Raw genomic sequence first — 25,433 nt, 5'->3', positions numbered from 1 at the left:
TCAGCAATTAAAGCGACGACATAACTTAAGCCATTGCAATAAACTCTTTGCTTGAAAACATTAAAACAGGTGTGAATTATAAAGCCATGATTTTGGAGAAATAGCCTTGCCAAAAAATTGTTATTTTGGGAGCAAATTGACTACATCTTTCTTTAATACATGCATATATTGTCAAAATATCTCTTATAGCTGAGGACTCCATAAATGTTGAAGTTTATTTGTCATCTATTTAGCTTTTTAACATGAGTGTCTTATTAATTACTTTTTGATCTTTAAAGTGAGTGTCTTTAAATTATTTAAATTAATGGTTTAATGCCTCACGAGTGGGGCTGTATTTATTGTAACTTTTGCTTCATAAAATCGATAAAAATTCGGTTCTTATTGGGTAAATATTTACTTTGTACATACTGCAAACAAATATCACCTTGGTAATTACCTTGTAACCGCCAATCTTCCAAAAGTGGAATGAGCTTGCCACTGCTAATGCCCTGTTGCGCGATATAATCAGGCAGAGAGCCAATACCAAAGCCCTGTTCAATAGCGTCTCGACGCATTTCACTGTGGTTAAGTAAATATGAACCAGTGACTTGTACGCTTGTTTGTTGATTTTTTTGACTAAATCGCCACCGGCTATCTGACATATTTTCACCTAAGCAAAGGCAGGGTAAATTTTTTAAATCGTCGGGGTGTGTTGGTAGCTGATGGTTAGCTAGAAAATCAGGACTGGCACATAACACTTGTTCACTGCGACCAATTTTAACGTTGACCAAAGCTTCAATCGGGTTGTCATTGATATGAATTAAGAAATCAACACCGTCATGAATAGGATCTAAAATCCGGTCAGTTACTTTTAAATGCAATTGAATATCAGGGTAGCACTTTAAAAACTCGACAAAGAGTGGCCGCAATACTCGATTGGCAAGTGATTTTGGTGCCGCCACCCTCAACAATCCACTAACCGTTGATGTTGTCGAGCTACTGGCATTAACGGCTTGCTCTGCTGACTCTATCATTTGTTTACAATAATTAAAGGTTAATGTTCCTGACTCTGTTAACGCTAGTTGCCGTGTAGTGCGTTGTAATAGTTTTATGCCTAAAGCATCTTCTAATCGGCTAATTTGGCGACTTACCGCTGAGGGTGTTACCCCAAGTTTTATAGCCGCTTTACTAAAGTTGCCCTGCTCAACGACAGTTACCAAAATAGCCATATCAGACAATAAGGGGATTAGTTTATTTGTGTCCATCAAGCACAAGTCCTTTTACAAATAGGTGTATTGTTTTAAATTTCTCATAGATTAACATAGCTGCACAGTAACAAGTGAGTTGCTATGAGACTATTTTAAATGATGAGAGAGAAATATGGAGTTGTTAATAAGTACTTACATGACAGAAATTATTGCGGTAAGCACCATCGCTATTTTTATGGCTATGTTGCCTGGTGCTGATTTTGTCATGGTGACTCGCACGAGTATCTATAATGGCCGTTTATCGGGGTTATATATGAGTCTAGGTATGTGTTTATCAGTTTGTATACATGCTAGCTATTCGATTGCAGGATTAGCGGTTGTGATTGCAAACTCTGCCTGGTTATTTGCGACAATCAAATATTTAGGAGCGGCTTACCTTATTTATGTTGCCTGGCAGTTATTAACAACACGTGATCTGTTAAATAATGATCACAACAATCAAACCGCAGCAATGTCGCCTTTTAACGCGATGCGTCGAGGCTTTACCTGCAACATCTTAAATCCGAAAACATCTATCTTCTTCTTAAGTATTTTTACGCAAGTTGTTTCTGTAGATACTCCGCTAATAATGCAAGTAAGTTATGGGATAATTATTATGTTGGCTCATTTTATTTGGTACAGCGGTGTGGCGTTATTGCTATCACACCCTAATATAATGCCTCGTTTCAATCGTCACAAACAAAAAATAGATAAAGTCGCAGGATTCATATTGATGATAATTGCTATAAAGCTCATTTTAATGAACGCTGTTTAAGTAAAGATTGATCAGGCGTTTATTTAGGTCTGCCAACTTATATCAGCCTTCCAGTGATTCGCCCTTAGCCCTCACTTTACGTTTGAATGATTTAGCTAAGGCTATTACACCCTCGATAATGGCTTTGGCAATGGAGAATGTGCATGCAATGTATTTGATAACCATTTACACTTTGCAGGCGTTCTTTTTGTGTAATATTTTATATTAAGCAAATTGGCTTATTAAACCTCTCAAGTTTGATTTAAGTCATTAATAGCATTACATTGATTATACATGGCTAAAAAATAAACATATTTATGGATTAAATGTGGCTGAATCTTTGATATCAGAACTGAAAAGGCGAAATGTTTTCAAGGTTGGGATTGCCTACCTTGTTCTTGCTTGGGTTGTTGTTCAAATCACGTCAATTGCTGTTCCGGCATTACACTTGCCTAATTGGATAAATACTGCGGTATTTTTTTTTGGTCTTATTGGTTTTCCTTTTGCCCTTTTTTTTGCTTGGGCGTTTGAAATAACTCCCGACGGTATCAAGCTTGAATCCGCCATATCGTCTGGAGATTCTACTGCTGCTCTTACAGGTCGTAAATTAGATTTTATCATTATTGGCCTTATGGCAATTGCCTTGATTTACTTTATTTATGAGAGTCGTTTTCAATCACCAACAGCTTTAGTCTTGCCAACAGAACAAGCTGAAGTTATTGCCCAAGTTTCCATCAAAGTTAATGCAAATAATCCATTAATATCAGAGCCAAAGGGTACCTCGATTGCTGTACTTCCTTTTGTAAATATGTCTTCTGATAAAGAACAAGAATACTTTTCAGATGGTATTTCAGAAGAAATATTAAATGTATTAGCAAAAATACCGAAACTACAAGTAACCTCTCGTTCATCGGCGTTTGCCTATAAAGATACTAAGATTAATATTTCGGAAGTTGCTAAAATTTTGGGTGTAAAAAACGTACTCGAAGGCAGCGTGAGAAAGTCGGGTGTAAGAGTGCGTATAACCGCTCAGCTCATCAATGCTGAAACAGATAAACACTTGTGGTCTGAGTCATATGATCGCGAGCTTGATGACATCTTTCAAGTACAAGATGAAATATCAGCAGAAATTGTCGATGCACTGAAGGAAACCTTAGGCATATCATTAGTTAAGACAGTATCTTCTGCGCAAACGATTAACCCTAAAGCTTATGATTTATATCTGCAAGGTCTAAGGGGACTTCATACCTATACCTTTGAAAGTTTAGATAATGCCGCTGCTGCTCTTGAGTTAGCAACAGACATTGCTCCCGAATTTTTGATGGCGCGCATTAAGCTGGCAGAAACATATGCTCGTCAAATTATTACGGGTAGTCGCTTTGATTGGCTAATACTTGATAAGGCAGAAGCGCTAATTAAAGAAGTACTTAGCATTAATCCAAACTCTGCTGAAGCTTATTTTGTTCGGTCATTAATTATAAAAACAGATCGTAAGTTACGTAATCAGTATGCAAAAGAAGCTTATCGGCTAAATCCTAATAATGTTGATATCATCATAAGGCATGCACAATCAAATGGTGCTGAAATGGGAGAAGATAACGCTAGGGCTTTATTTGAAAGGGCTCAAAAAGTTGACCCTCTTAATGCTGATTTACCGTATTTTTTTGCAGTATATTTAGTACAAACATTACAAAAATATTCAGAAGCGGAACAAACGCTTAAACAAGCTATTAAGGTTAACCCGAAGAATACTTTTTATCCTTTTTATTTAGGACAAATATATGCACAGCATATGGGGCAAATTGTTGATGCTATTAAGCTCGCTGAAAATGGTGCAAGGTTAGACCCTAACGACCCATATTTTCCTCAAGCACTTTCGATCTACTATTTATCTTTGGGATCTGGTCTTAAGTCTCTTGAATATGCAGAAAAGGCAATGTCGATTAATGCCAATAACGCTGAAATTATCAATCAAAAAGTGAACAGTCTTATTTATCTTGGGCAAACCGCTAAAGCGTTAATACTCATTAACGATACCATAGCCGATGTTAATACGGTATATCCCAGTACACAACTCAAAGAGCGCTTTATTACTGGTGCCATATACTTATTACTCAAGCAGCAAAAATTTGCCGATGCAGAGGCATTGATTAATCTTCATATCCCGGGGATAAATGAATGGGTTAATCAACCACCCCCCGCAACATTGAATGCTATAGAAAATGTAAATGGCATTTTGCTACTTGCCCGTGTTTATAAAGCACAAGGTCAGTTAGCCAAAGTTGAAAAGCTTATTGAGGGAGTAAAGGGACGAGATGAGTCTTTTTATCTTACAGGTCAAGCACGCTTGTTGGGTATTGAATACATGAACCTTGCTATCAGTAGCTCACTCGAAAATAACGATGAGCAGACCATTAAGTACCTCGAAGCTGCCATTGATAATGGTTATTTATATAATTGGCGTGCTAACTTATTACAATCACCTTATTTTATCGATCTAGCGCAACAGCCAAGGTTTACGGCATTAATAGGACGATTAGAAACTGAAATGCTAAAACAAATAGCGGTACTTAAGCAATAGTTAAGATTTTGATAAAACGATATTTATACTCTTGTCTGTATAGCGTGCAGTATTTCTATAGTTAAATCAGAAGTTTTTGTGGCAGAACGTTTGGTTTATGGCTGATATCACTAAGGCGAAATCAGCCATATAATCGCAATGTGATTGGTACAGTGCGAATAATGCGATTTTTTTATTCTTCTTGCAATGCAATAGCAGCCATTTTCATAGTACTTTCAAAGACTTTGCTTCTGCTATAAACAGGCTATTTAAGCTACAAAACATTTGGTTTTTCTGTGTTTTTTATGTTTCTTGCAATGCAATAGCAGCCATTTTCATAGTACTTTCAAAAGTCTCTGCTCCGGCTATGAACAGGCTATTTAAGCTACAAAACATTCGGTTCTTCTGTGTTTTTTATTCTTCTTGCAATGCAATAGCAGCCATTTTCATAGTACTTTCAAAAGTTTCTGCTCCGGCTATAAACAGGCTATTTAAGCTACAAAACATTTGGTTTTTCTATTGTTGTTATTCTTCTTGCAATGCAATAGCAGCCATTTTCATAGTACTTTCAAAAGTCTCTGCTCTGGCTATGAAAAGGCTATTTAAGCTACAAAACATTCGGTTCTTCTGTTGTTTTTATTCTTCTTGCAATGCAATAGCGGCCATTTTCATAGTACTTTCAAAAGTCTCTGCTCTGGCTATAAACAGGCTATAAACAGGCTATTTAAGCTACAAAACATTTGGTTTTTCTATTGTTATTATTCTTCCTGCAATGCAATAGCGGCCATTTTCATAGTACTTTCAAAAGTTTCTGCTCCGGCTATGAAAAGGCCATTATGACAGAACATTGCATCGTCAATACCGGTTACGGCTTTTAGCGCATCATCAGATAAGCCAGCCCATGCTTGAGGTAGTGATTTTCTATCTTCGAATGAACCCGGTTCAACAGGCACTGTTTGAATTCTCCAAGGACCAGAACCAGAAGGATAAACCATATATAAAGCTTGTGCAGACAGAGAATGAACGGTTCTTTTCCATGGCGTATATTTATCTAAAACAATCACTCTTGGATCTTCTGCATTCTCAATCGCTTTAGCGACAATTTCTTTTGCACTAATTCCGCCATTTGCAGAGGCAATAAATCGTGTCAAAATACGTGTCGCAAACTCAACCGCCTCATCAAAACAGCTATCAAAGTGACTATCTTCTTGCCAAGTAGGGTTGAACATTGAAATCGTTTGGCTAAGGCTAATACCTTGGTTTATACCTTTAGAAGCGCCTTCGGTATAGCCACAATCAATAGCGTCAATTGTTGAAACTAGCCCTGCATCAACAGCGTTAGCTACGTCTTGGTTACCCTGACATATTTCTAAGCCATATTTCTGCCAAACCAAGCCAAATGAAGAATAAGGAATTCCATTTTCGCGCTCACCGGCACCACCACGCTGATGGTGATCGAATCGACCTGCATCTGCGTTATATTCACCACCTACATCAATAACAAGATCTGCTTTACCGATAACCTCTAAATTGCGTGTGCGTATGAGGTTAAAGTTAGGAAAAATGTGTTTAAGAGCAGCGATACTAAACACGTCATCTGCATGAAAATTACCGTTGTGAGTTGCTATAGTTATATCATTCATTTTTTATATCATTTTAGAAAGGAATAAGAAGATGTTGCTAGTTAACTTCACTATTTTGACTGGCCGATTTGGGACAACGTCAAGGTGTAGAAATTATAAGGCAGATTCTATACGAAGACAGCTCACAAAAATAGTGGGCTTTTAATAACACTAGTTTTCAATAGCGGTGCAAAAATCAATAAAGAACAATAATATCCTTGTTAATAATGTTGATTGAATCTGCGTTTAGCTAAGGGGAATGATAGGGGGTATTTTCTAAATTGGGCTTAAAACGCATCATCTTCGCTGTAAACATTAACATCAAGATCACCGTCCATGCTTTCTGAAACTAAAAAAATTATTGGTTTACAGCAAACTTGGCAATCTTCAATATACTGCTGGTCTACGTCGGCTGAATCAATGAGTACTTTAATTGTTTCGCCACAATAAGGACATCCTATGCGCTTTTTAGTCAATTGATTCAATTGTTACGGTTTCCTATAATTGTCAGTAATATAATCGTTCATTATCGAGAGTTATTTTAAATGATAGGTGGGAAAGGTGTAATGATAAAGCCATATTCAAGCATAACTCAACGCTATGCCTGAATACTGGTAATTAACCAAAATGATTAAAAACGATTTTGTTACCATCTAAATCACGAAAGTAAGCACCATAAAATACGTCAGGTATACGCTGCCCTGGTTCTCCATCACAAGTCGCACCTAAGGCAATGGCTTTATGATACATTTCATCGCACTGCTCTTTTGAGCCCGGCGCAATAGCAAGCATATTGCCGTTACCACAGTTTTGAGGCGCTTCATTATAAGGTACACAAATAGCGAGCATGGGCTCTTTCATACTTTTACCAATAAATATAATGCGTTCCATTTTTATTAACGTTTTAGCGCCTATAGGTGCCAAGAGTTCATTATAAAAGGCTTCTGATTTTTCTAAATCGGTTACACCGATGGTGGCATAGCTAAGCATATCTATTCCTTTTTAATTATGATTAAGGTGATTCATTTTAAGTAGAATGTTAACTACAACAGGTTAACCAAATCATGTCAATAACGCTTGTTTATTCAGATATTATGGGATGGATTTATAACTCGTACAATATGATGAATATTAACTATTTTAATAACGTGGCTAACTATTTATTGGTATTTAGCAATAATTTTCTCAATGCTTTTATTATCAATCATTTGTTGTAATGCTTTATTTAATCTTGGTAAAAGTTCAAGTTTTGTTGGGTGTACACGCATCATAACTTCTACCGAGCTCACCACGTCTCCCACGACAATATCACTTAAAGTTGGAAGATGTCTTTTCATATATTGTATTGAGGATTTACTGATAAAAATTTGGTCAACACGTTCAGCCAACAATTGCTTAATGAGCAAACTTTCTGATTTATTTAATACCTTGTTGATGTCATTATTGGTAAAGGATGCCTCAAACCTAGGATAAGTGAAGCCTCTAACTATGCCTACTTTGTGTCCAAATAAATCTCTTGGTCCTTTTACTTCAAATTCATCACCAGAGCGAAAAACAATCACTTCTTCAACACGTTCATAGGCAATGGAATACAAACCTATTTCTTTTGAATTACTGCGCCAAATAGGGTTGATTCCGGGTTCAATATCAACACGGCCAAGGTCAAATTCAAGCATAGCTCTAGCGGCTGGCATTTTAACCATTATAAAAGTATCGCCGGTAATTTCTCCTATTTGGTGAAACATGTCGGCAAATATGCCTGATATTGTAGCCTTGCCTTGTTGATCTATTGTAGAGATATTGTGTGGAGGATTGGCAGGATCGTAAGAAATTACCTTATAGGTATCAGCGATGAGTGGCCATGATGTGATAAGAAGGATATTAATAAAGCATAACTTTATTTTACAACGTAGAGTCATTTTACTTTCTTTTCAATCGGTGATCTTACAATAAACATAGCAGAATATAGGTGGTTAAGGGAATAAATCTCATGGTGAAATTATAAATATTTAATGGGTTTTAATCCTGCTAAGTTTGTGGTGCTATGGCAGACAGCTTAATCGTTATAAGGTGAACTGATTGAACTGTATCGCCAAAGTGATACTGCGAAATAATAGTAATCTTCGCTAAAGCTTAGCTAATATAGCCATATTTTCAAGTTGTCGTTTTTTAAGTGATTGAAATAATGATAAAATATATAAGGAATAAACTTTGCAAGATAGCATTTTTATTTAATGAATAATGAGACAACCTAACCATGAATATAAACCTTTGGGTATTTTTAAGTATCGCTGTGATTTTTTTAGTGAGTTTTTTAATTATTTTGGTATTAAGTACCAATAAAAAGAAAATAAAAGAATTAGAAGTAGAAGCGTTGAAATTAGAAAAAGCTAATTTAGAAACAGAAGTCGCGGCAGCGGTTAATAAAACACTGGGTGACCAATTAAGTCGAATAGAGGTATTGGAAGCTATCGTTACCGATAAAAACTACAACCTAAACGAAAAAATAACTCGATTATAAATAGTAATCCTATTAATTTTTTCTAATACATTAATAGTATGAAATATTGATGTATTAGCGGTTAAGACAGACTACCAGCAGATAAAAATAGGCGATCAGCTAATCGCCATAGAAGGATGCAAAATTTCTGGCTGTCGGCACACTAAACTAAAGCATTAATGAATAAGTCCAAAGGGCAGTGATTACACTTTATACTCCTTAATACCGATGGTTCAGAATATTCGACGAGTTTGTTGCTAGAATAAGGTGTTTGGTTAATCTTTTAGGCCTATTTTTTTTAATAAGACCATCATTGGGCACCATTTAGTAAATGATGACTGTATTAAGTTGACCGCAATAAAAGCAGTAAACCATAACCAGTTTATTGATAATGTTACGGTTAAAATAAGTGAAATAAGTATCATTGTGCCTGCTATTAGTCTTAATGCATCGTTCTTAGTCATGGTAACTCCGTGATATTGGTATGGTTAAATTAGTATTACATCATATTATATTAGGTTTTATTAAATTAGCAAATACTAATGTATGTTGTTGGCGCAAGTTATGGTGGTTATGCGGCGGCCATGGCGGCGTTAAAAACACCTGACTTATTTTGGTACGCAGTCAGTTTTGCCGGAGTGAGCGACCTTCGAAATATTTTTTTTAAGAGTCGTTACTACACTAATAAGAAATTTGTAGAACACCAAATGGGTAAAGATGTTGACACTTAATCGCCCGTTCACCGTTTTATCAGGCAAAGCGAATTAATATACCTATGTTATTATTCCATGGTGCCAGCGATACCTTGGTTAATGTTCGTCAAAGCCAAAGATTTTACCAGAAGCTATTAGACTTAAATAAGCCAGTTGAATATATTGAATTGGCAGACGGCGACCACTATTTGTCTATTCAGCGTAATCGACACAAAGCTTTTACAGCCATTGCCGAATTTTTTAAACAACATTTAGTCAGCCTAAAGTGATGATGTATTCTTAATATAAAATAGGCAAAAGAGCTTAATTATGAAAATTTTATTTTTGGCTAATAAAGATTTAGCGAGTAATTTTGCACTGAATAAACTGCTACCAGAGGTCTGTAAACACCATGAGGTTCATCTATGGTTATCAGCAAAAGTAGGCAAAAGCAGTGTGATACCAACGCCATTAAAGACGCTAAAGTTTTTCGAGCAAGACTTGTTTAACCAACTGCTAAGTCCGCTAATTCCTAAGACTAAAAGTAATAACGATAGCTATAAAACTTTTGATGGCTTTAGCGTCTTTTTAAATTCAGCGATTCGAGACGTCAAGCAAATTAATTCGCCTGAGATGATTAATGATTTGAAAGAGTTGGCGCCCGAACTTATTGTTTCAATACGCTTTGGTGGCATCCTAAAAGAAAAGGTTATTAATATTCCTACCAAAGGCATTATTAATCTGCATTCTGGCATATTACCTAAGTATAAAGGCGTGATGGCGACGTTTTGGGCAATGAAAAATAACGACGATAAAATAGGTACGACACTGCACACCATTGACGATGGTTCGATAGATACAGGAAAAATAATCAAGACTTCTACCACACTAGTTAATAGAGAGAAATCTTATTTATGGCATGTGCTTGAGCTTTATAAGCAAGGTGCAACCGATATATTAGCGGCTATTGAAACACTTGAAAATGACGAGTTACTTTGTTCTCAGCCACAAGAAAAGAGTGCTAGCTATTTTACCTTTCCAAATAAAAGTGAATGTCTAGACTTTGAACAAAGTGGTTTTAAAATCACCGATGAGCAAGAGTACATTGAATTTATGCAACAATATTACTTGTAAGTATAAATTTTAGTTTGACTAATATGTTGTTGTAAATAAAAAGGGGGGAGCATTAATAATGCTCCCCCCTTTAGTCTTTACCATTAATATAATCGCTAATTTATGACGTTCTAAGGATTATAAACAACATCCAAGCTTACACCACTAGCAGCTGAATAGCCGTAAATACCGATATGCCAAGTGTCTGCTACAGGGCTGGTAAATGAACAGACTTCATTATTGCCACCTTTGTATGGGCGACAATCATAAGTTGATGATGTTGGCTGTGCGCCACGTCGAATATATAAATCAGCATCACCAGTACCACCACTCATCGTGAAGTCTAATGTTGCCATGCCGGCTGGTACGTTAATGGTGTAATAAGTCCATGCTTGACGAGCGACACTAATATCCGTTAAAGATGCACTGCCGCCGGTTGCTCCGCCACCTGTTGTAGGTTCAGTAAAGCTACCTGTTAAGTTAACACCAGAGAAAGCTGAGTAGGCAACAACTTTCACATAATAAGTGCCCGCTTGTGCCGTACTAATAGGACAACTTTCACTATTACCACCAGCATAAGGACGACAGTCATAGCTAGTACTTGTAGGTGCTGAACCAAATTTAACATATAAATCAGCATCACCTGTTCCACCAGCCATATTAAATGTTAGGTCTGTTGCACCCGCTGGAACTTCCATTGTAAAGCTAAGTTCAGTACTTGAAGCTAAACCAGTTTTGGTTGTGCCATTACTTAATACATCATCACCAGTTGGTGGCGGTGGTGGTGTTACGCTACCACCACAAGTTGCAGCTAATGCATCAGACGCTGCTTTTGCTTGTACTAAGCCAAAACCTGTCTTGTCATCGCGGCCAGCAACATCAAGATCAATAGCCGTTGATTTTAATGCACTTCGAACTTCGTCAGCGCTACAATCAATGTTATTACTCCAAACAATCGCTGCAACACCTGTAACATGAGGCGTAGCCATTGAAGTACCGTTGTAATAAGCATAGTTTTGCGAGCCGTTAACCGTTAACGTTGCCGCACTGCCTAACTGCGTCAATAATTGCTGACCCAACGCACGACTAACCGAAACACTGGGCACTGAAACAGCGTTAGTAGAATCAACTAAGAATGGATTTTGTAAACCAGGACGAGTACTGTCACTATAAACAATAACACCAGAGGCACCTGCATCAGCACAAGCTTTAGCTGGGTTTATTTCGGGGTAATTACTGCCTTTTTGGTTGTCATTACGTTCTGCTAAACAAATATTACCAGCAACATTACTACAGCTGTAGTTACTTCCTGAAAGTGTACAACTTGCTAAAACACCGTTTGCACTGCTATCTACATTGCTTACGATGAAGCTACCACCACTTTCAATGTAATGAGTTTGTGGCACAATATCATTAGCATAAGTTGTTGAACCTAAGTTAATAAAACCTAAGCGACCATCGCCAGCAACGGTTGATAAAACAGCTTCACCAGGCGCAGAAATTTCAACTTGTGGTGTGTATTGAGAAAACTCAGCATGTTGATTGTTGCTATCAAGTGCGCCAACAGCCATAACAGCGTCATAAGAAGCAGGGTAAGATAATGTGGTATTGCCATCATTACCTGAAGCGGCAACTAATAATACGCCAGAATCAGCAGCGGCTTGTAATGCGTTTTTCTCAGTAACACTTGAACCTGCACCACCTAAACTCATGTTAATAACTTTTGCGCCATTATTTACACAAGTATCAACTGCATCACTTAACTCGCCAACATAACCCCAACCCGCTTCATTAAATACTTTAACAATATGCAGATTTACATTGGTGTTTGGCATAATACCAACAACACCTTCACTGTTATTAACACCAGCAATAGTACCGGCTACGTGAGTACCGTGAGACCCCCCGTTTTGATACCAATTTCCAGTACCTGAGTTATTGGTACCTGAAGCATTGTTAGCATTTAAATCAGGATTTGCCTGTTCATAACCAGAATCAATAATACACACGGTCATATTTGCGCCGTCGTTATCAGTTAATTGGTCTGATTGTGTTTGTGCGATACCCCAAGGTTGATTTTGCGCCATTAAAAAGCGTTTGTAATCAGGCTCAATGAACTCAATTGATGAGTCCTTTTTCATGCGGTTGATCATGGTTTTCACATCTTTAATGTTCTTTTCTTTACCAAAAGAAATAATGTGATGACCATTTTTCAAAATCTTTTCGTGTTTTAACGATAAGCCTGCTTTTTTCGCTAATCCTGGAGGGATTGCTTTTCCGTTTTTCTTGTTTTTATATTTAACAATTAAACGATCAGTAAAATCCTGCTTTTCGAGCATTTGTTGTGCACGCCAATCAGCAAAACTTAATGTTGTTGATTGGGCAGATTCCATTCCGCTTTTATTTACTTTATTAATTTTAGCTTGGCTCGCATAACTTGCCGCGCTAGTTACGGTTAGAATAGATAAGGCTACTGCACTGAGTGCAAGGCGTTTGTTATTTCTCATCTGATATAAACTCCATCGTTTATTTTTACGTTTAATTTGAACGTTTGCCTAGGCTACCTTCAACGTATTTTATTATGTATTGCTTTAGTGGGTGAAAACCCATTGCAAAAATAATGGCTTGTTTGCGATATTTTAACTAGCAAACCACAGACTGTTTTTCATAGTAAAGCGACAAGGTGGTTTTTGTTTTTGTAGTTATCTACATGAAACAATAGATTTTATTTTTATTTTGTCGTTTTTTTTCGAAAAGCTGTCGCTATTTTGCTAGGGAATATTTTCTGACTTGATATTATCGAATTATGCAAGATGCACGATACTGATTTAACCAAGATAAATAAGTCATCATCAAGATAGTAAGGACTGCTCAATAAAATAAAACATAACGTTGATCATAAAAATAATATAAACAACGTCCCTATATATAAGAGAGAGTAGAACATATGAAAGCTTCTAAATTTACGACATCAATTATTGCTTTAGCCGTTACCGCAGCATTTTCAGCACAAGCTGCCGATGATCGATACATTATTAAAGTAGACGAAAGTAAAAAAGGCCTTGTTAAAGCTCTCGCTAAAAAATTAGGCGGCGAATTAAAAGTTGACGGCAAAGGTTTTATCGCTGCTTCATTCGCTGGTAAAGACTTAAGCCAAGTTAAAGGTTTATTAAATAACCCACATATTCAAATGATCGAAGAAGATCAACGCCGTGTACCACTTTCTGTATATAGTGATACTGCAGGCAACCCTGCTACAACTCAACTTACTCCTTATGCGGTTGTTCAATCTCAAGCTGACCAAGTTAACTTTAACGCTGGCGCAGGTATGAAGGTATGTGTTATCGATTCAGGTTTAGATCGCTCTAACCAAGATTTTATTTGGAACAATATCACTGGTACTAATGATTCAGGCACAGGTAACTGGGATGAAAACGGTGGCCCACACGGTACTCACGTAGCCGGTACCATTGGTGCTGCAGATAACGGTTTTGGTGTTGTTGGTATGGCACCTGGCGTTGATATGCATATTGTTAAAGTATTTAACGAAGCAGGTTGGGGATACTCTTCTGATTTAGCTTATGCAGCAAATATTTGTTCTGGCGCTGGCGCGAACATTATCAGCATGAGTTTGGGTGGTGGTGGTGCAAACAGCACTGAAGAGAACGCATTTAAAGCATTTACAGATGCTGGCGGTTTAGTTGTAGCGGCAGCAGGTAACGATGGTAACAATGTTCGTTCATTCCCAGCGGGTTACTCTTCAGTAATGATGATTGGTGCAAACGACAATAACAACGCTATTGCAGACTTCTCACAATTTCCAAGCTGTACAGCTACTTCAGGTAAAGGCAAAAATGCAACGACTGTCACAGACGAAACTATTTGTGTTGAAGTAACAGCTGGTGGTGTCGATACATTATCTACTTACCCGGCGGGTATGGCAACTAGCGCTTCAATGAGTGCTGATGGCGTTGCTTTTGCTTCCTCTGCAATGGAAAACTCAGGGTCAGTTTCAGGTAATACTTACAACATGGGTACTGCAGAGTCTACTGATTCAGGCGCAAACGGTATGGTTTGTGTTATAGAGCGTGGCGTTATTTCTTTCCATGATAAAGTGAATAACTGTGAACTTTCAGGCGGTATCGGTGCGGTTCTATATAATAACGAACCTGGTATGCTATATGGTACTTTGGGAGACACTAACGCAACTAGCATTCCTGCAGTAGGGGCTTCTCAAGAAGATGGAGCAGCGTTATTAGCAGCAAATACAGTTGATATTAACATTGGAGCTAGCGATTACGGTTTCATGAGCGGTACTTCAATGGCAACACCAGCAGTATCTGGTATTGCTGCGCTAGTTTGGTCTAATCATAACGGTTGTACGGGTACAGAAATTCGTGATGCACTAAAATCAACAGCGGAAGATAACGGCGCTACAGGTCACGATGACTACTTTGGTCACGGTATCGTTAAAGCAAAAGCGGCTAGCGATTACTTAACCGCTAATGGTTGTGGTGGTGGCGTTGTTACTCCTCCTCCAGTAGAAGGTGGCGATATTACTGCTGACGCATCAGGATACAAGGCTAAAGGTAAAAACAAAGTTGACGTAACTTGGTCAGGTGCAGCCACTGCAAGTGTCGATATTATCCGTAATGGTTCTTTAAGAACAACAACGGCAAACGATGGTGCTTACACCGACAGCTTTAGAACTTCTGGTTCGTTTACATATAAAGTCTGTGACCAAGGAACTAGTAATTGTTCTACGGAAACGACAGTTAATTTCTAGATTTATACGTTATTAGTACAAGGAAGTAGTCTTATTAACTAGTTGATATCCAGTTCATTATTTGAGCTGGATATTTTTATTTTAGTAATATGTAATAATTTGTAGTTATATGTATATACTCATAAGTTATTACAGGTTGGGTCCGGTTTAGTTTATGTTCACAATCAATGTGTATTTTGTAACTAATTATTAAAAATTGTTTAAATGTACAATTGTTTAAATTTAAATTACAAACATTAAGTTAAATTACCCTGACGTTTTTAAAAGATGTAACGGGAAAAGGGGATAAAAATTTTGAATATTTCTGTAAAAAACATTATAAAACCACTCTCACTTTTAGGTCTTATCAGCGTAACTGTTTGGCTGATCCATACAACACTTAATAAAAATGTAGATGCACAAAAGCAATCGTACATTATTTCTTCAAATAACTATCAATTATTGCAAACAGAATTAGCAACGCTAAACGTTCAACCAACGCATAAATTAGCTATTATCAATGCTGTTGCCGTTTCTCTTAATATTGAACAGTTGGCTCAGTTACATGCACAGTTAGATATTCAAGTTACGCAAAATCATCATGTAGAAATGTCTGGTGGTAATGCTTGGGGCAAGCGCAAATGGCAGCCAAAGTCTGTCGTTAATGACTTAATTGAGGCCTCTGCTGCTCATTCGGCCTACAATTTTGGCGATGGTGTAACTATTGGTTTTTTAGATACAGGCCTTGATCAATTAGAAGGAACATCTTCAGGTTTATCTACTGATTTATATGGTCGGGATAAGTTCTGGGGAACTTATGATGCGGTTAATAACAATATCAGTAATTATAGTAATGAAGAAAGTGGCCACGGTACGCATGTCGCCAGTATTGCTGGCAATGCAGATTACGACGCTTACGGTAAAGTGTATGGTGTTGCGCCGAATGCTGCATTAGTTGGGATTAAAGCCTTTGATGCCGAAGGCAAGGCGACCTATGCAGACGTTATTCGTGGCATAGATTGGGCGCTACAAGTTAAAGATCAAATCAATTTAAAAGTATTGAACATGTCGTTCAGTGGGCCAGCTCGTTCATACTATTGGGAAGACCCACTTAACCAAGCAGTAATGAAAGCATGGCAAGCTGGTATTGTTGTCGTTGCTTCTGCTGGTAACAGTGGTCCTGGCCCTATGACAATCGGCGTTCCAGGTAATGTACCTTATATAATTACCGTTGGTGCGATGACTGATAACTATACGCCTTCTTATTTAAGTGATGACATAGTCGCTAGTTTTAGTTCGGCCGGCCCGACAGTCGAAGGATTTGTTAAACCAGAAATTGTCGCACCAGGCGGTCATTTATCAGGATTAATGGCTTTTGATACTCAAATCGTTCAGGAACATCCAGAATTTCACGACGGCGGACGATATTTTGAAATGTCAGGTACATCGCAAGCTGCTGGCGTTGTTTCTGGTGTAGTGGCATTGATGTTGACCCAAGATCCAACGTTAACTCCTGACGAAGTTAAGTGTAGACTAATGGACAGTGCTCATACCGCATTCGATAATAACGGTGAACTTGCTTATAGCGTATTTCAACAAGGTTCAGGCGTGGTTAATGTGGCGGATGCATTAGCTAGTAACGCTTCAGCATGTGCGAATCAAGCATTAGATATTGCACAAGACATTGCTGGTAATGAACATTTTTCAGGACCTGCCAACATCGACTCAGACGGTAATTTTTATATCGAGGGATTGGGAGAGGATTATGTTTGGAAACTCAATGAAGGTACAGTAGACGGTAGTGCTGTATTGTGGAAGGTAAATTATGGTTCAGATAATCAATTTTGGAAAAATACAGCATCAACTGATGCAGTACTTTGGAAAGTTGATTTCGAAACAGATGCTGTGCTTTGGAAAGTCAACCTTGAGTCAGATGCAGTGCTTTGGAAAGTAAACTGGGATGGGACTGACCATACCACAATTGATGTAAATCTGTGGGTCGAACAACAATAGCTCTCTAACAGCAGCCACTGTAATCATTCAGTGGCTTGTTCTTTTGTTCTATTATTAACTTAATAGTGCAATGCCTAACTCCCCTAAAGTGAATAACTTTATGAAAAACTACTTAATCTTCTTTTTCATTTTCTTCGTTAGCCCCTCTATTTTTGCCAAAGAAGTCAAATTATTTAAAAATTTTGGTGTCGACAATCCTATGTCCTACCAATTTGTCAGAACTATTGCGCAAGATAATAATGGTTTTATGTGGTTTGGGTCACATGAAGGATTGCATCGGTTTGATGGTTATCAATTTTTAAGTTTTCATCATGATGATGATAGGGCTAATTCATTGAGCTCAGACGCTATAAGTCGAATTTTTATCGATTCAAAACAACAGTTTTGGGTTGGAACCACCGGCGGTGGACTAAATTTATATCGCGAACAGTCTGAAGATTTTTTTCATATTACGACTGAAACCAAAGATATTGCATTAAGCAATGACGTCATTAATACCTTATTTGAAGATTCTGAAGGAAAGCTATGGATAGGCACTGAAAGTGGCATTAATATTTTGTCGAAATCCCAAGGGAAATGGGAAGTAAAGCACATACTCCAAGAGCTTGGTAATCCGAATAGCTTAACTCACAATACAGTACACGAAATCATTGAAACCAAAGATAATAAAGTTTGGGTAGCTACCAATGGCGGTGGTATATCCGTATTTGATTTAGACGGTGACTTTATTCAAACTGTAAAGATAGGTGATAAAGAATCAAGTATTTATATTAGTAAGTTTGTTAATTCCTTGCATCAAGATTCGTTAGGGAATGTTTGGATTGGAACCGCTGAGAATGGCTTAATAAAATATAATACGAAAAATGGGCAATATACTCATTATGTCTATGATGAAAATGACGCTTCGACTATCGCTAGTAATACAATTAAAACGATTTATCAGGATTCCCATAATCAGTTATGGATAGCAACCGATAAAGGTCTGTTGATTTACAACGAATTAGCAAATAATTTCAAACGGTATACCCATGAAGGAAATAATCAGCGTAGCTTAAGCAGTAATTTTATATTATCTGTGTTTGAAGACAAAAATAATATGATTTGGATAGGTACTTTAACAGGGGTCAATAGCTGGGATCCACGTATGGCGACATTCAGTCAACATAGTGCGCAGACTAACGATAATATAATTAATAGCAACGTAACTAGTTTTGCGCAGTTTAAAAACGGGATGGTCCTTTTTAGTACATACAGCGGGGGAATTTACCAATTTTCAGTCAAAGATATTGAAATTTATAGGCTAGATTTAAATCAATACTTTTCTGAACTGAGGATTATGACCTTATTAGCAGACCCTGACAGTGATACTCTTTGGGTTGGCACGCGTGGTTCTGGTTTATTCAAAATTGATTTAAAGTCAAAAAATATTATTAAATATCAACATGAAGTAAACAATCCTCGCTCCATCTCCGCTAATAGTATTACCGATATTATTAAAGATCAGCAGGGTAACATATGGGTATCTACATTTCAGCAAGGGCTGAATAAGTTAAATGCTGATGGTGGTTTTACCCGGTTTACGCAAAATGACAGTGCATCTAAGCAAAGTATTAGTAGTAACCATATTTTGCATCTTTTAGAAGATCATGATGGATATTTATGGATTGCTACCTATGGTGGTGGTTTAAATCGTTTCGATCCTAAATCTGAAACCTTCATTCATATTATGCACGACAAAAATGTATCAAAAAGTCTTTCAAACGATATTACTTTGTTTATGTTATTAGACAAGTATAAAAACCTTTGGGTCGGAACTCAGGGAACAGGCCTCGACATTTTGAGTTACGAAGACATGAAAAATGAGAACTTCTCATTTAAACATTTAGGCTCAAAAGATGGGATGAAAAGCCTTACTGTTTTTGGAATAGTTGAGGATATCCATGAAGATATCTGGTTAAGTACAAGTGAGGGTATTTCTCGATACTCACCAGATAATTCTGAGTTTAAGCACTTTGACCTGACTCATGGCCTAATAGACCTTGAATATAATCACAGTGCTATTTTTTCAGGGGCAAACAATACATTGTATTTTGGTTCAGGCAAAGGAATGAGTACTATTAACCCAGAAAAAATTAATACTAGCTTGTCCGTTCCAGAAGTACGATTAACGAGCATATTAAAGCTGAATGAACCTATGTCTCTCGGCAGTAATTTATCTAACTTAAGTCAATTGGAGTTTGATTACAGTGATCAGCTGATTTCCTTTGAATATGTTGGTTTAAACTATGCCAATCCGGAGTCAACTCTTTATAAGTATCGCTTGTTAGGCTTTGATGAGGAGTGGATAGCTGCAGGTAAATCACGACGAGCCACTTATACAAATTTACCTGCAGGTAGTTATACACTGCAAATTATTGCTGGAAATAACGACAATGTTTGGAGTGAACCGGGTTATTCATTAGCTATTACGGTTAAACCAGCACCTTGGAATACTTGGTGGGCTTATTTATTGTATGCCATGGCAGTAGCTTTAACGTTATTAGTCTATTCACGCTTTTTGAATCGAAAACTATTGGTTGAACAACTACAAAAATCTTACCTTAAAGAGCAGGTCAAAGAGAAAACGCAAAAGTTACAATCGCAAAATAGCGAACTTGAACATGCCAATATTCTACTTGAAAAGTCGGCAACGGTAGATAAAGTAACTGGGGTACGAAGTCGCCGCTATCTTGATATTTATATTGAGCAAACTAGCCAGCTGATGAATCAAATTCATCAGAATATTCTACCCGTACAGCGGAGCACTTTACCCCGTCTTTACGTCTTAATGGTTCAGGTTAATGAGTTGACCAATATCAGTAATAGCCAGTTGATTAACATTACTGATTTATTACTGTTTAGCAGAAATACCGATGACCTAGTTGTTCGTTGGTCCGATGATACCTTTGCTGTTATTGGTTATGAAAAAGACAACAATGCTGGTGAGTTAGCAGCGCGGTTAGCAAGTAAATTTGAAAAACAATTCGACGATAAAATTTCGATGAATATTGCTTATTCTTTTTATCCGTTTAATAGAGAGCAACCTATGGAAATATCGTGGGATCAAGTCAGTGTGATGATTGAACTTGGCTTAACATTAACAAGCGAAGAGCCAGCGATTGCTTGGCTTGGCTTATGTGAACCTAAGATACAACCCTTTAGCTACTTAGCGGTGATTCAAGGCGCTGATCTAGCGACACTTAAGCATAACATCCAAGTTAAGCAAGGTTAGCCTGAGTAGCTTTGTGGTTAGCTTTTAATGAATTGTTGTTGATATTGTTTTGGGGTGCAGTTAAACGACTCTTTAAAGCATCGACCAAAATATGTTTGTGAAGAAAAACCAACATCTAAGGCTATTCTGCCAATTTTAGAACCATTTTGTAGCAATATCTGTGCTTTTGCTAGACGGAACTCTTTAATGAAGTTATTAGGTGTTGTGCCCAGTGTTACTTTCATTTTTCGCTGCAGTTGGCGTTCACTCATCGCCATATTACTGGCTAGATCTTGAATACCTAAATCAGTTTCCAAGTACATCTTAGCAACAATGGTTTCTAGCTTTTCTATAAACTTTTCATCAACGGATAAGATAGCACTTTCGCTTGGAGTTAACTGCGACACTTTTTTTACGCTACTTTCTTTTTGTTGTTCTTTTTGATGGTCACGAAATTTATGTAAATAGTTCTGCTGGAGTAATTTACGATTTTCAATCAAATTTTCAATACGTATTAATAATTCCTGTTGATTGAAAGGTTTACTTAAATACTCATCTGCTTGTAAATTTAGGCCGTGAAGTCGACTATCTAAGTCTGAACGGGCGGTAAGCAAAATAACGGGAATATGAGAAGTAAGTTCATTTTCTTTTAATTGTTTAAGTACTTCGAAGCCATCAATGCCCGTTAGCATTATATCGCATACGATAAGGTCTGGTATATATTCCTCGGCGATGAGCAGTCCTTGTTCGCCGCTCATTGCTAATAAACAATGATGTTGCTGTTCAACCACACGTTTTATGTGATTTTGCATATCGAGATTATCTTCAATAACTAACACGACATTATGTAAATGATTTTTTGCTTTAGTTTTATTATTATTTTGTTCTAACAGCAATGATGATACTTCGCTTTGAGATACACTCATTGGCACTTGAGTTTCTATTTCGACAGCGGTAGCTAAAGGGATTGATAGAGAAAACTTACTGCCTTTATTGTATTCACTGACTAAATTGATACGCCAGTTATGCGCTTTTACCAATTCATTAACTAAAGATAAACCAATACCTACACCAAAAACAGCATGATTTTTTTCATCATCAGCTCTTTGAAAGCGTTCAAAGATTTTACTTTGTGATGCTTGATTAATACCTATGCCGGTATCTGTAATCTCTAAAATAACATTATCTTGATCAACATAAGCACTGACCTTGATGCTACCGCCAGCAGGTGTATATTTAATCGCATTAGCAAGTAAGTTGAAGATGATTTTCTCAAAACCTTGAGCGTCGCATTCTAGCCAAAGATCATCAGATATTTCAGCATCAAAACTTAAATCATTTTGTTTAGCTAAGCGTGAAAATGAATCAATTGGCATAGCCATTAACTGACTTAATCGATAAGTAGACAATGAAAGCTTAGGGTTGTCAGTAAGGCGAGAGAGTTCTAATAGTTGTTCAACCATACGAACTAAACGCAAACCATTACGCTTAGCGGTAGTAAGTTCCAACCCTTCTTCTTTACTGTGAGCTTTGAGTAGATATTGGTCTAAAATGCCATTAATAATTGTCAATGGCGTCCTAAACTCATGGGAAATGTTCGCAATAAACTTATCTTTTAAATCTAACATCTGCTTTTCAGCTAACTTTCGTGAAGTTAAATTAATAAAGGTAATAACAATAAGGGGTTGTTCTTCGCGATCTGCCCACTGCAATTCAACCTGAACTGGGAATTCAGTACCATCGGCACGTCGAGCAGCACACTCTACTGAAATACCGATATCTTTACGTTGTAAGGCGTATACATTACTTTTGAAGCCAAAAAAGTAATGCATAGTGTCTTCTGCAGAAAAAAGTGCGCTGACATTCGTGCCTTTCAATTCATGTTCTAAACTTTGGAACAATTGAACTGCGGCAGGGTTTGACGATAATATTTCGCCGCCCGTTGATGTCGTCAAAATAGCATTATTAGATGCTCGGACAATGGCTTTGTCTTCACTATTAAGAATTGAGCTGAGTAATTTATGGTTGGTCTGTATTAACTCTTTTTGTTCTTGTTGCTGAGTGAAAGCGTTTTCCTTGAATTCGAGCGTGTTTTTTCTTTTATTGTAAGCAATAAGAATGACTAAAATAAAAGCAATAACGCCCCAAATACCAATAACAAAAGACTGCCAGAAAGAATTTGTAATGTAGTGTGCCCCAACTTCTAAACCAACGATATGAATGCTAAAAATAATACTCACCAGCAATAAAATGTAAAATTCGGGAAAGGTATCTTTTGAAATAGGTTTGGTCGGTCTTTGAATGTTTAATGATGCACTTGCGGCAAAAATAAGACCACAGTATGGGATTAACGCTATTAAGCTGTTCGTATAATTGTCTTTATAAAGGGCTTGCTCTTGAAGAAGAAAATAACTATTAGTGTTATCAACTAACAAAGCTAATGAGGCAATGGCTAATGGCCAATAAATAGCGCGCCAAAATTTTTCATGACAAAAAATAACACAGCTGATTAGTCTAATAAAAATGAGGCCAGAAATGGTGATGTGAAATAATAATGACGGTAATAACCTGTGATCTAACGCTTTTGAAAACTCTTCTGGCAGCAGTACGAAATAACAAAAACAGGTGACTGTAAAAAATAGTGCTGGCACTCGACCCGCAATGTATTTATTGAGTGGCGTTTCGCTTAGATGCGGGTTGGTTTCTATGGCCAGTAAGATAAAAAAGTAACTGAACAAAGAGAAAAAATCTTGCAGGATCGGGGGTGTGTTTATGTAGTTACCTGCGAAGATAACACCCGAAATAAGATCAATGATAATAGCGAGAGAGAAAAACTGCCAGAACAATTTTAATGAACGTGATCTGGTCTGTAAATAGCTATGAACAACAAAGAATACTGCGGTAGCCTGTAATAATATAGTAGGAAGTGATAGCAAAAGAGCAGAGGAAATATCAAGAGTGCTGGTGATCGTTGCATAGGGTAATAAGGTTAAAATTATTGTAATAAATAAAAGTGTTTTTTTATTAAAATATAGCAATGATGTGATCCAATATTAAAGTGACGTTTAGTATGTTGCCTAATCATGAGGCTAATTATTTTCTCCTTTAATAAATATAGTATACATTAATTTAACACTATATAAATGAATGAAAAGCTTTCACTGGCTATTTATATCGTTGAGTAAAAAGGCTAATTTTTCAATATTAGCATTCGACAATTGCCGATAATCAAAATAGGGACACACAATTAAATTTTTAGCTTTATCAATAGCAAATTGCTCATCTAGCCAAGTGAAATTAGCGTTTAGTTGATTTGTCGCTAACAAATTTTTGGCGTAGGTTTTTCCACAAATAATATGCAGAGTTTGCTTAGTGGTTGATAACTGAGGCGGAGAAAATAATAAAGCCGTTTGAGAGCCTTGCTGCAGCAAAAATCGCTCTCGATATTTTTGCCAAGTTGGCGCAAGTGTTGAGTAAGCGAATTTTTCTTTATCGAGTGCGTAAAGCAGCTTCGCATAAACATTGAAAACTTTCCGCCAACCATTGCCACAAGCTTGATTAACCATCTCTATTTCGCCCAAGGTTAGCGGCGATAGACAAGATAATTGGTGATATTCAAGCATACTCGGTTTATTGCCAATATAAACGGCGACGCTAAAGTTTGAGCAACCTAAGCCAATATTACTCACGTGATATTACAGTACTGCTGTCTATTCATCAGGTAAGGCATTATCTAAGGTTTTTAAAGAACGTAAAAATAAACCTAGCCCACCGATGGCTAATATAAGTATTACGATTAAATCAAAAGAACTCATGGTCTTAAAGGTAAACCTTATTGAAGATATTACCCCAAAGATTAATCCTGATATCGAGCCAATAGCTAACACCCAACCTAAAATATTTTTACTGTTATAAAAAATAAGCCCAACACCAAATATGAAAGGGATCATTATCATGCCACTAGTTACATTATAGTTGCCACCCATAGCTGAAAAAGCATACAGGCGAACGCCCATGCCAAAAGTAGATGTTACTGTGATCGAATTTAGTAGCATATAAAAACCACTACACATCATAATGATGCCAATAAAAAAGTGACTTAAGCCACCCGAAGTTCCACCTGCTCCTTTCATGGGTATTCCTTATTATCTTTGTTATTTTTCAGCTGAGTAGGGCTCTTCAGCAAGAAGATAAGCTCTTAAATCGGCTTTGTTTGGTTGCTGATATAGCCACTCTCTAAGGGCTTTAACTTTCGCATAATTTTCTTCACCAAATTTATCTTGGTATATTTCTGCAAAGTTTTCTTTCGTGCTATTAATACGAATGTTGCGTTGCCAATGTGCGGTTAGTACCGTATTTAAGGAACCCGCTAAATTTTCTTTTTTGAGTAATTCCCATTCACCTTTATCTAACCAAACACCACCGACATTGACACTGTAGTCAATACGGTGATTTGTCGAGGCAGATAGTCGAAATTTACGCATAATAGTGCCTGTTACTGGGCATAACATGGCTTGTTTCGTTTCAACAACTTCACATTGAATATTGTTATCAAAAGAAAACTGTGGGTTACGCTCTTTCCAAGCGACATAATCTTCAATTAAGATCCAATGCCCACCACAATTCGAACAAGTATGTGCTCTAAAAAGCCCTTCGATAAAACTAGGGGTTAACTCACCCTGCTTACAACTAGTACATTTCATTATTATGTCCCTGTTAAATGTTATCTTTGTAAAATTTACGTAAACCATCATATAATCATTGATTGATATAAGTCACGAGTAAAATGAATAAAATCAGGATACTGTAGGCTTTTATTTTTATGATTTTATGTAAACAATATGCTAATTTGTTTTATTTGAATTTTATAAAAACTGTATTTATTGACATATTATGTCACAGGTGTATGGTACATATAAAGAATAAACACCACAATGA

At 37.0% G+C, this 25,433-nt stretch carries 20 protein-coding genes and 1 pseudogene; 9 read left to right on the top strand and 12 right to left on the bottom strand.

The window, feature by feature from the left end:
* Positions 1-335 precede the first annotated feature (335 nt).
* Positions 336-1,244 carry a LysR family transcriptional regulator gene (locus H4J70_RS10705; RefSeq protein ID WP_182251104.1) on the bottom strand — a complete coding sequence of 303 codons (909 nt, stop codon included), beginning with the start codon at positions 1,242-1,244 and terminating at the stop codon, positions 336-338.
* Between the two features lie 115 nt (positions 1,245-1,359).
* Between H4J70_RS10705 and H4J70_RS10700 the strand changes: the two genes are divergently transcribed.
* Positions 1,360-2,001, top strand: coding sequence for a LysE family translocator (locus H4J70_RS10700; RefSeq protein WP_182251103.1), 642 nt, complete (start codon positions 1,360-1,362; stop codon positions 1,999-2,001).
* A gap of 307 nt (positions 2,002-2,308) precedes the next feature.
* Entirely contained in the window at positions 2,309-4,561 is a 2,253-nt protein-coding gene (locus H4J70_RS10695) for a hypothetical protein (protein WP_182251102.1), read from the top strand.
* Positions 4,562-4,954: 393 nt separating this feature from the next.
* On the opposite strand, the pseudogene H4J70_RS21020 reads toward H4J70_RS10695, so the two are convergent.
* From H4J70_RS21020 to H4J70_RS10675, 5 genes and pseudogenes are all read right to left on the bottom strand, one after another.
* Positions 4,955-5,047, bottom strand: a pseudogene (locus H4J70_RS21020) (MYG1 family protein); the annotation flags it as partial.
* Between the two features lie 251 nt (positions 5,048-5,298).
* Positions 5,299-6,183, bottom strand: coding sequence for an MYG1 family protein (locus tag H4J70_RS10690; protein ID WP_182251101.1), 885 nt, complete (start codon positions 6,181-6,183; stop codon positions 5,299-5,301).
* A gap of 266 nt (positions 6,184-6,449) precedes the next feature.
* Entirely contained in the window at positions 6,450-6,647 is a 198-nt protein-coding gene (locus tag H4J70_RS10685; protein ID WP_070375466.1) for a CPXCG motif-containing cysteine-rich protein, read from the bottom strand.
* A 133-nt stretch (positions 6,648-6,780) separates the two neighbouring features.
* Positions 6,781-7,152: a VOC family protein gene (locus H4J70_RS10680; protein ID WP_070375467.1), complete on the bottom strand. Its 372-nt coding sequence runs from the start codon at positions 7,150-7,152 to the stop codon at positions 6,781-6,783.
* 170 nt (positions 7,153-7,322) lie between these two features.
* Positions 7,323-8,081, bottom strand: coding sequence for an ABC transporter substrate-binding protein (locus H4J70_RS10675; protein WP_182214478.1), 759 nt, complete (start codon positions 8,079-8,081; stop codon positions 7,323-7,325).
* Positions 8,082-8,419: 338 nt separating this feature from the next.
* Here H4J70_RS10675 and H4J70_RS10670 point away from each other — a divergent pair, with 338 nt between their 5' ends.
* Positions 8,420-8,683, top strand: a complete 264-nt coding sequence (locus tag H4J70_RS10670; RefSeq protein ID WP_070375469.1) for a hypothetical protein — start codon at positions 8,420-8,422, stop codon at positions 8,681-8,683.
* A gap of 254 nt (positions 8,684-8,937) precedes the next feature.
* Here the strand turns inward: H4J70_RS10670 and H4J70_RS10665 are convergent, their stop codons facing one another.
* Positions 8,938-9,126, bottom strand: a complete 189-nt coding sequence (locus H4J70_RS10665) for a DUF2892 domain-containing protein (protein WP_070375470.1) — start codon at positions 9,124-9,126, stop codon at positions 8,938-8,940.
* 78 nt (positions 9,127-9,204) lie between these two features.
* Here H4J70_RS10665 and H4J70_RS20710 point away from each other — a divergent pair, with 78 nt between their 5' ends.
* The 3 genes from H4J70_RS20710 to H4J70_RS10655 are packed head-to-tail and all read left to right on the top strand — an operon-like array spanning position 9,205 to position 10,488.
* A complete protein-coding gene (locus H4J70_RS20710) occupies positions 9,205-9,393 on the top strand; it encodes a S9 family peptidase (RefSeq protein ID WP_259368041.1) in 189 nt (62 codons plus the stop codon).
* Positions 9,394-9,437: 44 nt separating this feature from the next.
* Positions 9,438-9,644 (top strand): S9 family peptidase, encoded by a 207-nt coding sequence (locus H4J70_RS20705; protein WP_259368040.1) that lies wholly within the window; start codon positions 9,438-9,440, stop codon positions 9,642-9,644.
* Between the two features lie 40 nt (positions 9,645-9,684).
* Complete coding sequence (locus H4J70_RS10655; RefSeq protein WP_182251100.1) at positions 9,685-10,488, top strand: formyl transferase; 804 nt, start codon at positions 9,685-9,687, stop codon at positions 10,486-10,488.
* Between the two features lie 110 nt (positions 10,489-10,598).
* Here H4J70_RS10655 and H4J70_RS10650 read toward each other — a convergent pair whose 3' ends face one another.
* Entirely contained in the window at positions 10,599-12,974 is a 2,376-nt protein-coding gene (locus H4J70_RS10650; protein ID WP_182251099.1) for a S8 family serine peptidase, read from the bottom strand.
* A 440-nt stretch (positions 12,975-13,414) separates the two neighbouring features.
* Between H4J70_RS10650 and H4J70_RS10645 the strand changes: the two genes are divergently transcribed.
* The 3 genes from H4J70_RS10645 to H4J70_RS10635 all read left to right on the top strand — a co-directional run bounded on the left by H4J70_RS10645 (position 13,415) and on the right by H4J70_RS10635 (position 20,516).
* Complete coding sequence (locus H4J70_RS10645) at positions 13,415-15,253, top strand: S8 family serine peptidase (protein WP_182230517.1); 1,839 nt, start codon at positions 13,415-13,417, stop codon at positions 15,251-15,253.
* Between the two features lie 294 nt (positions 15,254-15,547).
* The gene (locus tag H4J70_RS10640; RefSeq protein ID WP_220470380.1) at positions 15,548-17,245 is read left to right on the top strand and encodes a S8 family peptidase; all 1,698 of its coding nucleotides are present in this window, start codon (positions 15,548-15,550) and stop codon (positions 17,243-17,245) included.
* 100 nt (positions 17,246-17,345) lie between these two features.
* Positions 17,346-20,516, top strand: coding sequence for a two-component regulator propeller domain-containing protein (locus H4J70_RS10635; protein WP_182251098.1), 3,171 nt, complete (start codon positions 17,346-17,348; stop codon positions 20,514-20,516).
* 17 nt (positions 20,517-20,533) lie between these two features.
* Here the strand turns inward: H4J70_RS10635 and H4J70_RS10630 are convergent, their stop codons facing one another.
* From H4J70_RS10630 to H4J70_RS10615, 4 genes are all read right to left on the bottom strand, one after another.
* Complete coding sequence (locus H4J70_RS10630; protein WP_259366370.1) at positions 20,534-23,533, bottom strand: ATP-binding protein; 3,000 nt, start codon at positions 23,531-23,533, stop codon at positions 20,534-20,536.
* Between the two features lie 120 nt (positions 23,534-23,653).
* Entirely contained in the window at positions 23,654-24,184 is a 531-nt protein-coding gene (locus H4J70_RS10625; RefSeq protein ID WP_182251097.1) for a DUF6942 family protein, read from the bottom strand.
* A gap of 21 nt (positions 24,185-24,205) precedes the next feature.
* A complete protein-coding gene (locus H4J70_RS10620; protein ID WP_070375479.1) occupies positions 24,206-24,628 on the bottom strand; it encodes a hypothetical protein in 423 nt (140 codons plus the stop codon).
* A 21-nt stretch (positions 24,629-24,649) separates the two neighbouring features.
* Positions 24,650-25,198 (bottom strand): zf-TFIIB domain-containing protein, encoded by a 549-nt coding sequence (locus H4J70_RS10615; protein ID WP_182182251.1) that lies wholly within the window; start codon positions 25,196-25,198, stop codon positions 24,650-24,652.
* Positions 25,199-25,433 lie beyond the last annotated feature (235 nt).

Source organism: Colwellia sp. BRX8-9, from assembly GCF_014077245.1.
GTDB lineage: Bacteria > Pseudomonadota > Gammaproteobacteria > Enterobacterales > Alteromonadaceae > Colwellia_A.
The sequence above is the reverse complement of the archived record's forward strand: the minus strand, read 5'-3'. Positions and strand labels throughout refer to the sequence as shown.

Bases quoted from the DNA above. Each gene is read 5' to 3' on its own strand.
- H4J70_RS10705 (WP_182251104.1), bottom strand. From the start codon at position 1,244: ATGGACACAAATAAACTAATCCCCTTATTGTCTGATATGGCTATTTTG.
- H4J70_RS10700 (WP_182251103.1), top strand. From the start codon at position 1,360: ATGGAGTTGTTAATAAGTACTTACATGACAGAAATTATTGCGGTAAGC.
- H4J70_RS10690 (WP_182251101.1), bottom strand. From the start codon at position 6,183: ATGAATGATATAACTATAGCAACTCACAACGGTAATTTTCATGCAGAT.
- H4J70_RS10680 (WP_070375467.1), bottom strand. From the start codon at position 7,152: ATGCTTAGCTATGCCACCATCGGTGTAACCGATTTAGAAAAATCAGAA.
- H4J70_RS10675 (WP_182214478.1), bottom strand. From the start codon at position 8,081: ATGACTCTACGTTGTAAAATAAAGTTATGCTTTATTAATATCCTTCTT.
- H4J70_RS10670 (WP_070375469.1), top strand. From the start codon at position 8,420: ATGAATATAAACCTTTGGGTATTTTTAAGTATCGCTGTGATTTTTTTA.
- H4J70_RS10665 (WP_070375470.1), bottom strand. From the start codon at position 9,126: ATGACTAAGAACGATGCATTAAGACTAATAGCAGGCACAATGATACTT.
- H4J70_RS20710 (WP_259368041.1), top strand. From the start codon at position 9,205: ATGTATGTTGTTGGCGCAAGTTATGGTGGTTATGCGGCGGCCATGGCG.
- H4J70_RS20705 (WP_259368040.1), top strand. From the start codon at position 9,438: ATGTTATTATTCCATGGTGCCAGCGATACCTTGGTTAATGTTCGTCAA.
- H4J70_RS10655 (WP_182251100.1), top strand. From the start codon at position 9,685: ATGAAAATTTTATTTTTGGCTAATAAAGATTTAGCGAGTAATTTTGCA.
- H4J70_RS10650 (WP_182251099.1), bottom strand. From the start codon at position 12,974: ATGAGAAATAACAAACGCCTTGCACTCAGTGCAGTAGCCTTATCTATT.
- H4J70_RS10645 (WP_182230517.1), top strand. From the start codon at position 13,415: ATGAAAGCTTCTAAATTTACGACATCAATTATTGCTTTAGCCGTTACC.
- H4J70_RS10635 (WP_182251098.1), top strand. From the start codon at position 17,346: ATGAAAAACTACTTAATCTTCTTTTTCATTTTCTTCGTTAGCCCCTCT.
- H4J70_RS10620 (WP_070375479.1), bottom strand. From the start codon at position 24,628: ATGAAAGGAGCAGGTGGAACTTCGGGTGGCTTAAGTCACTTTTTTATT.
- H4J70_RS10615 (WP_182182251.1), bottom strand. From the start codon at position 25,198: ATGAAATGTACTAGTTGTAAGCAGGGTGAGTTAACCCCTAGTTTTATC.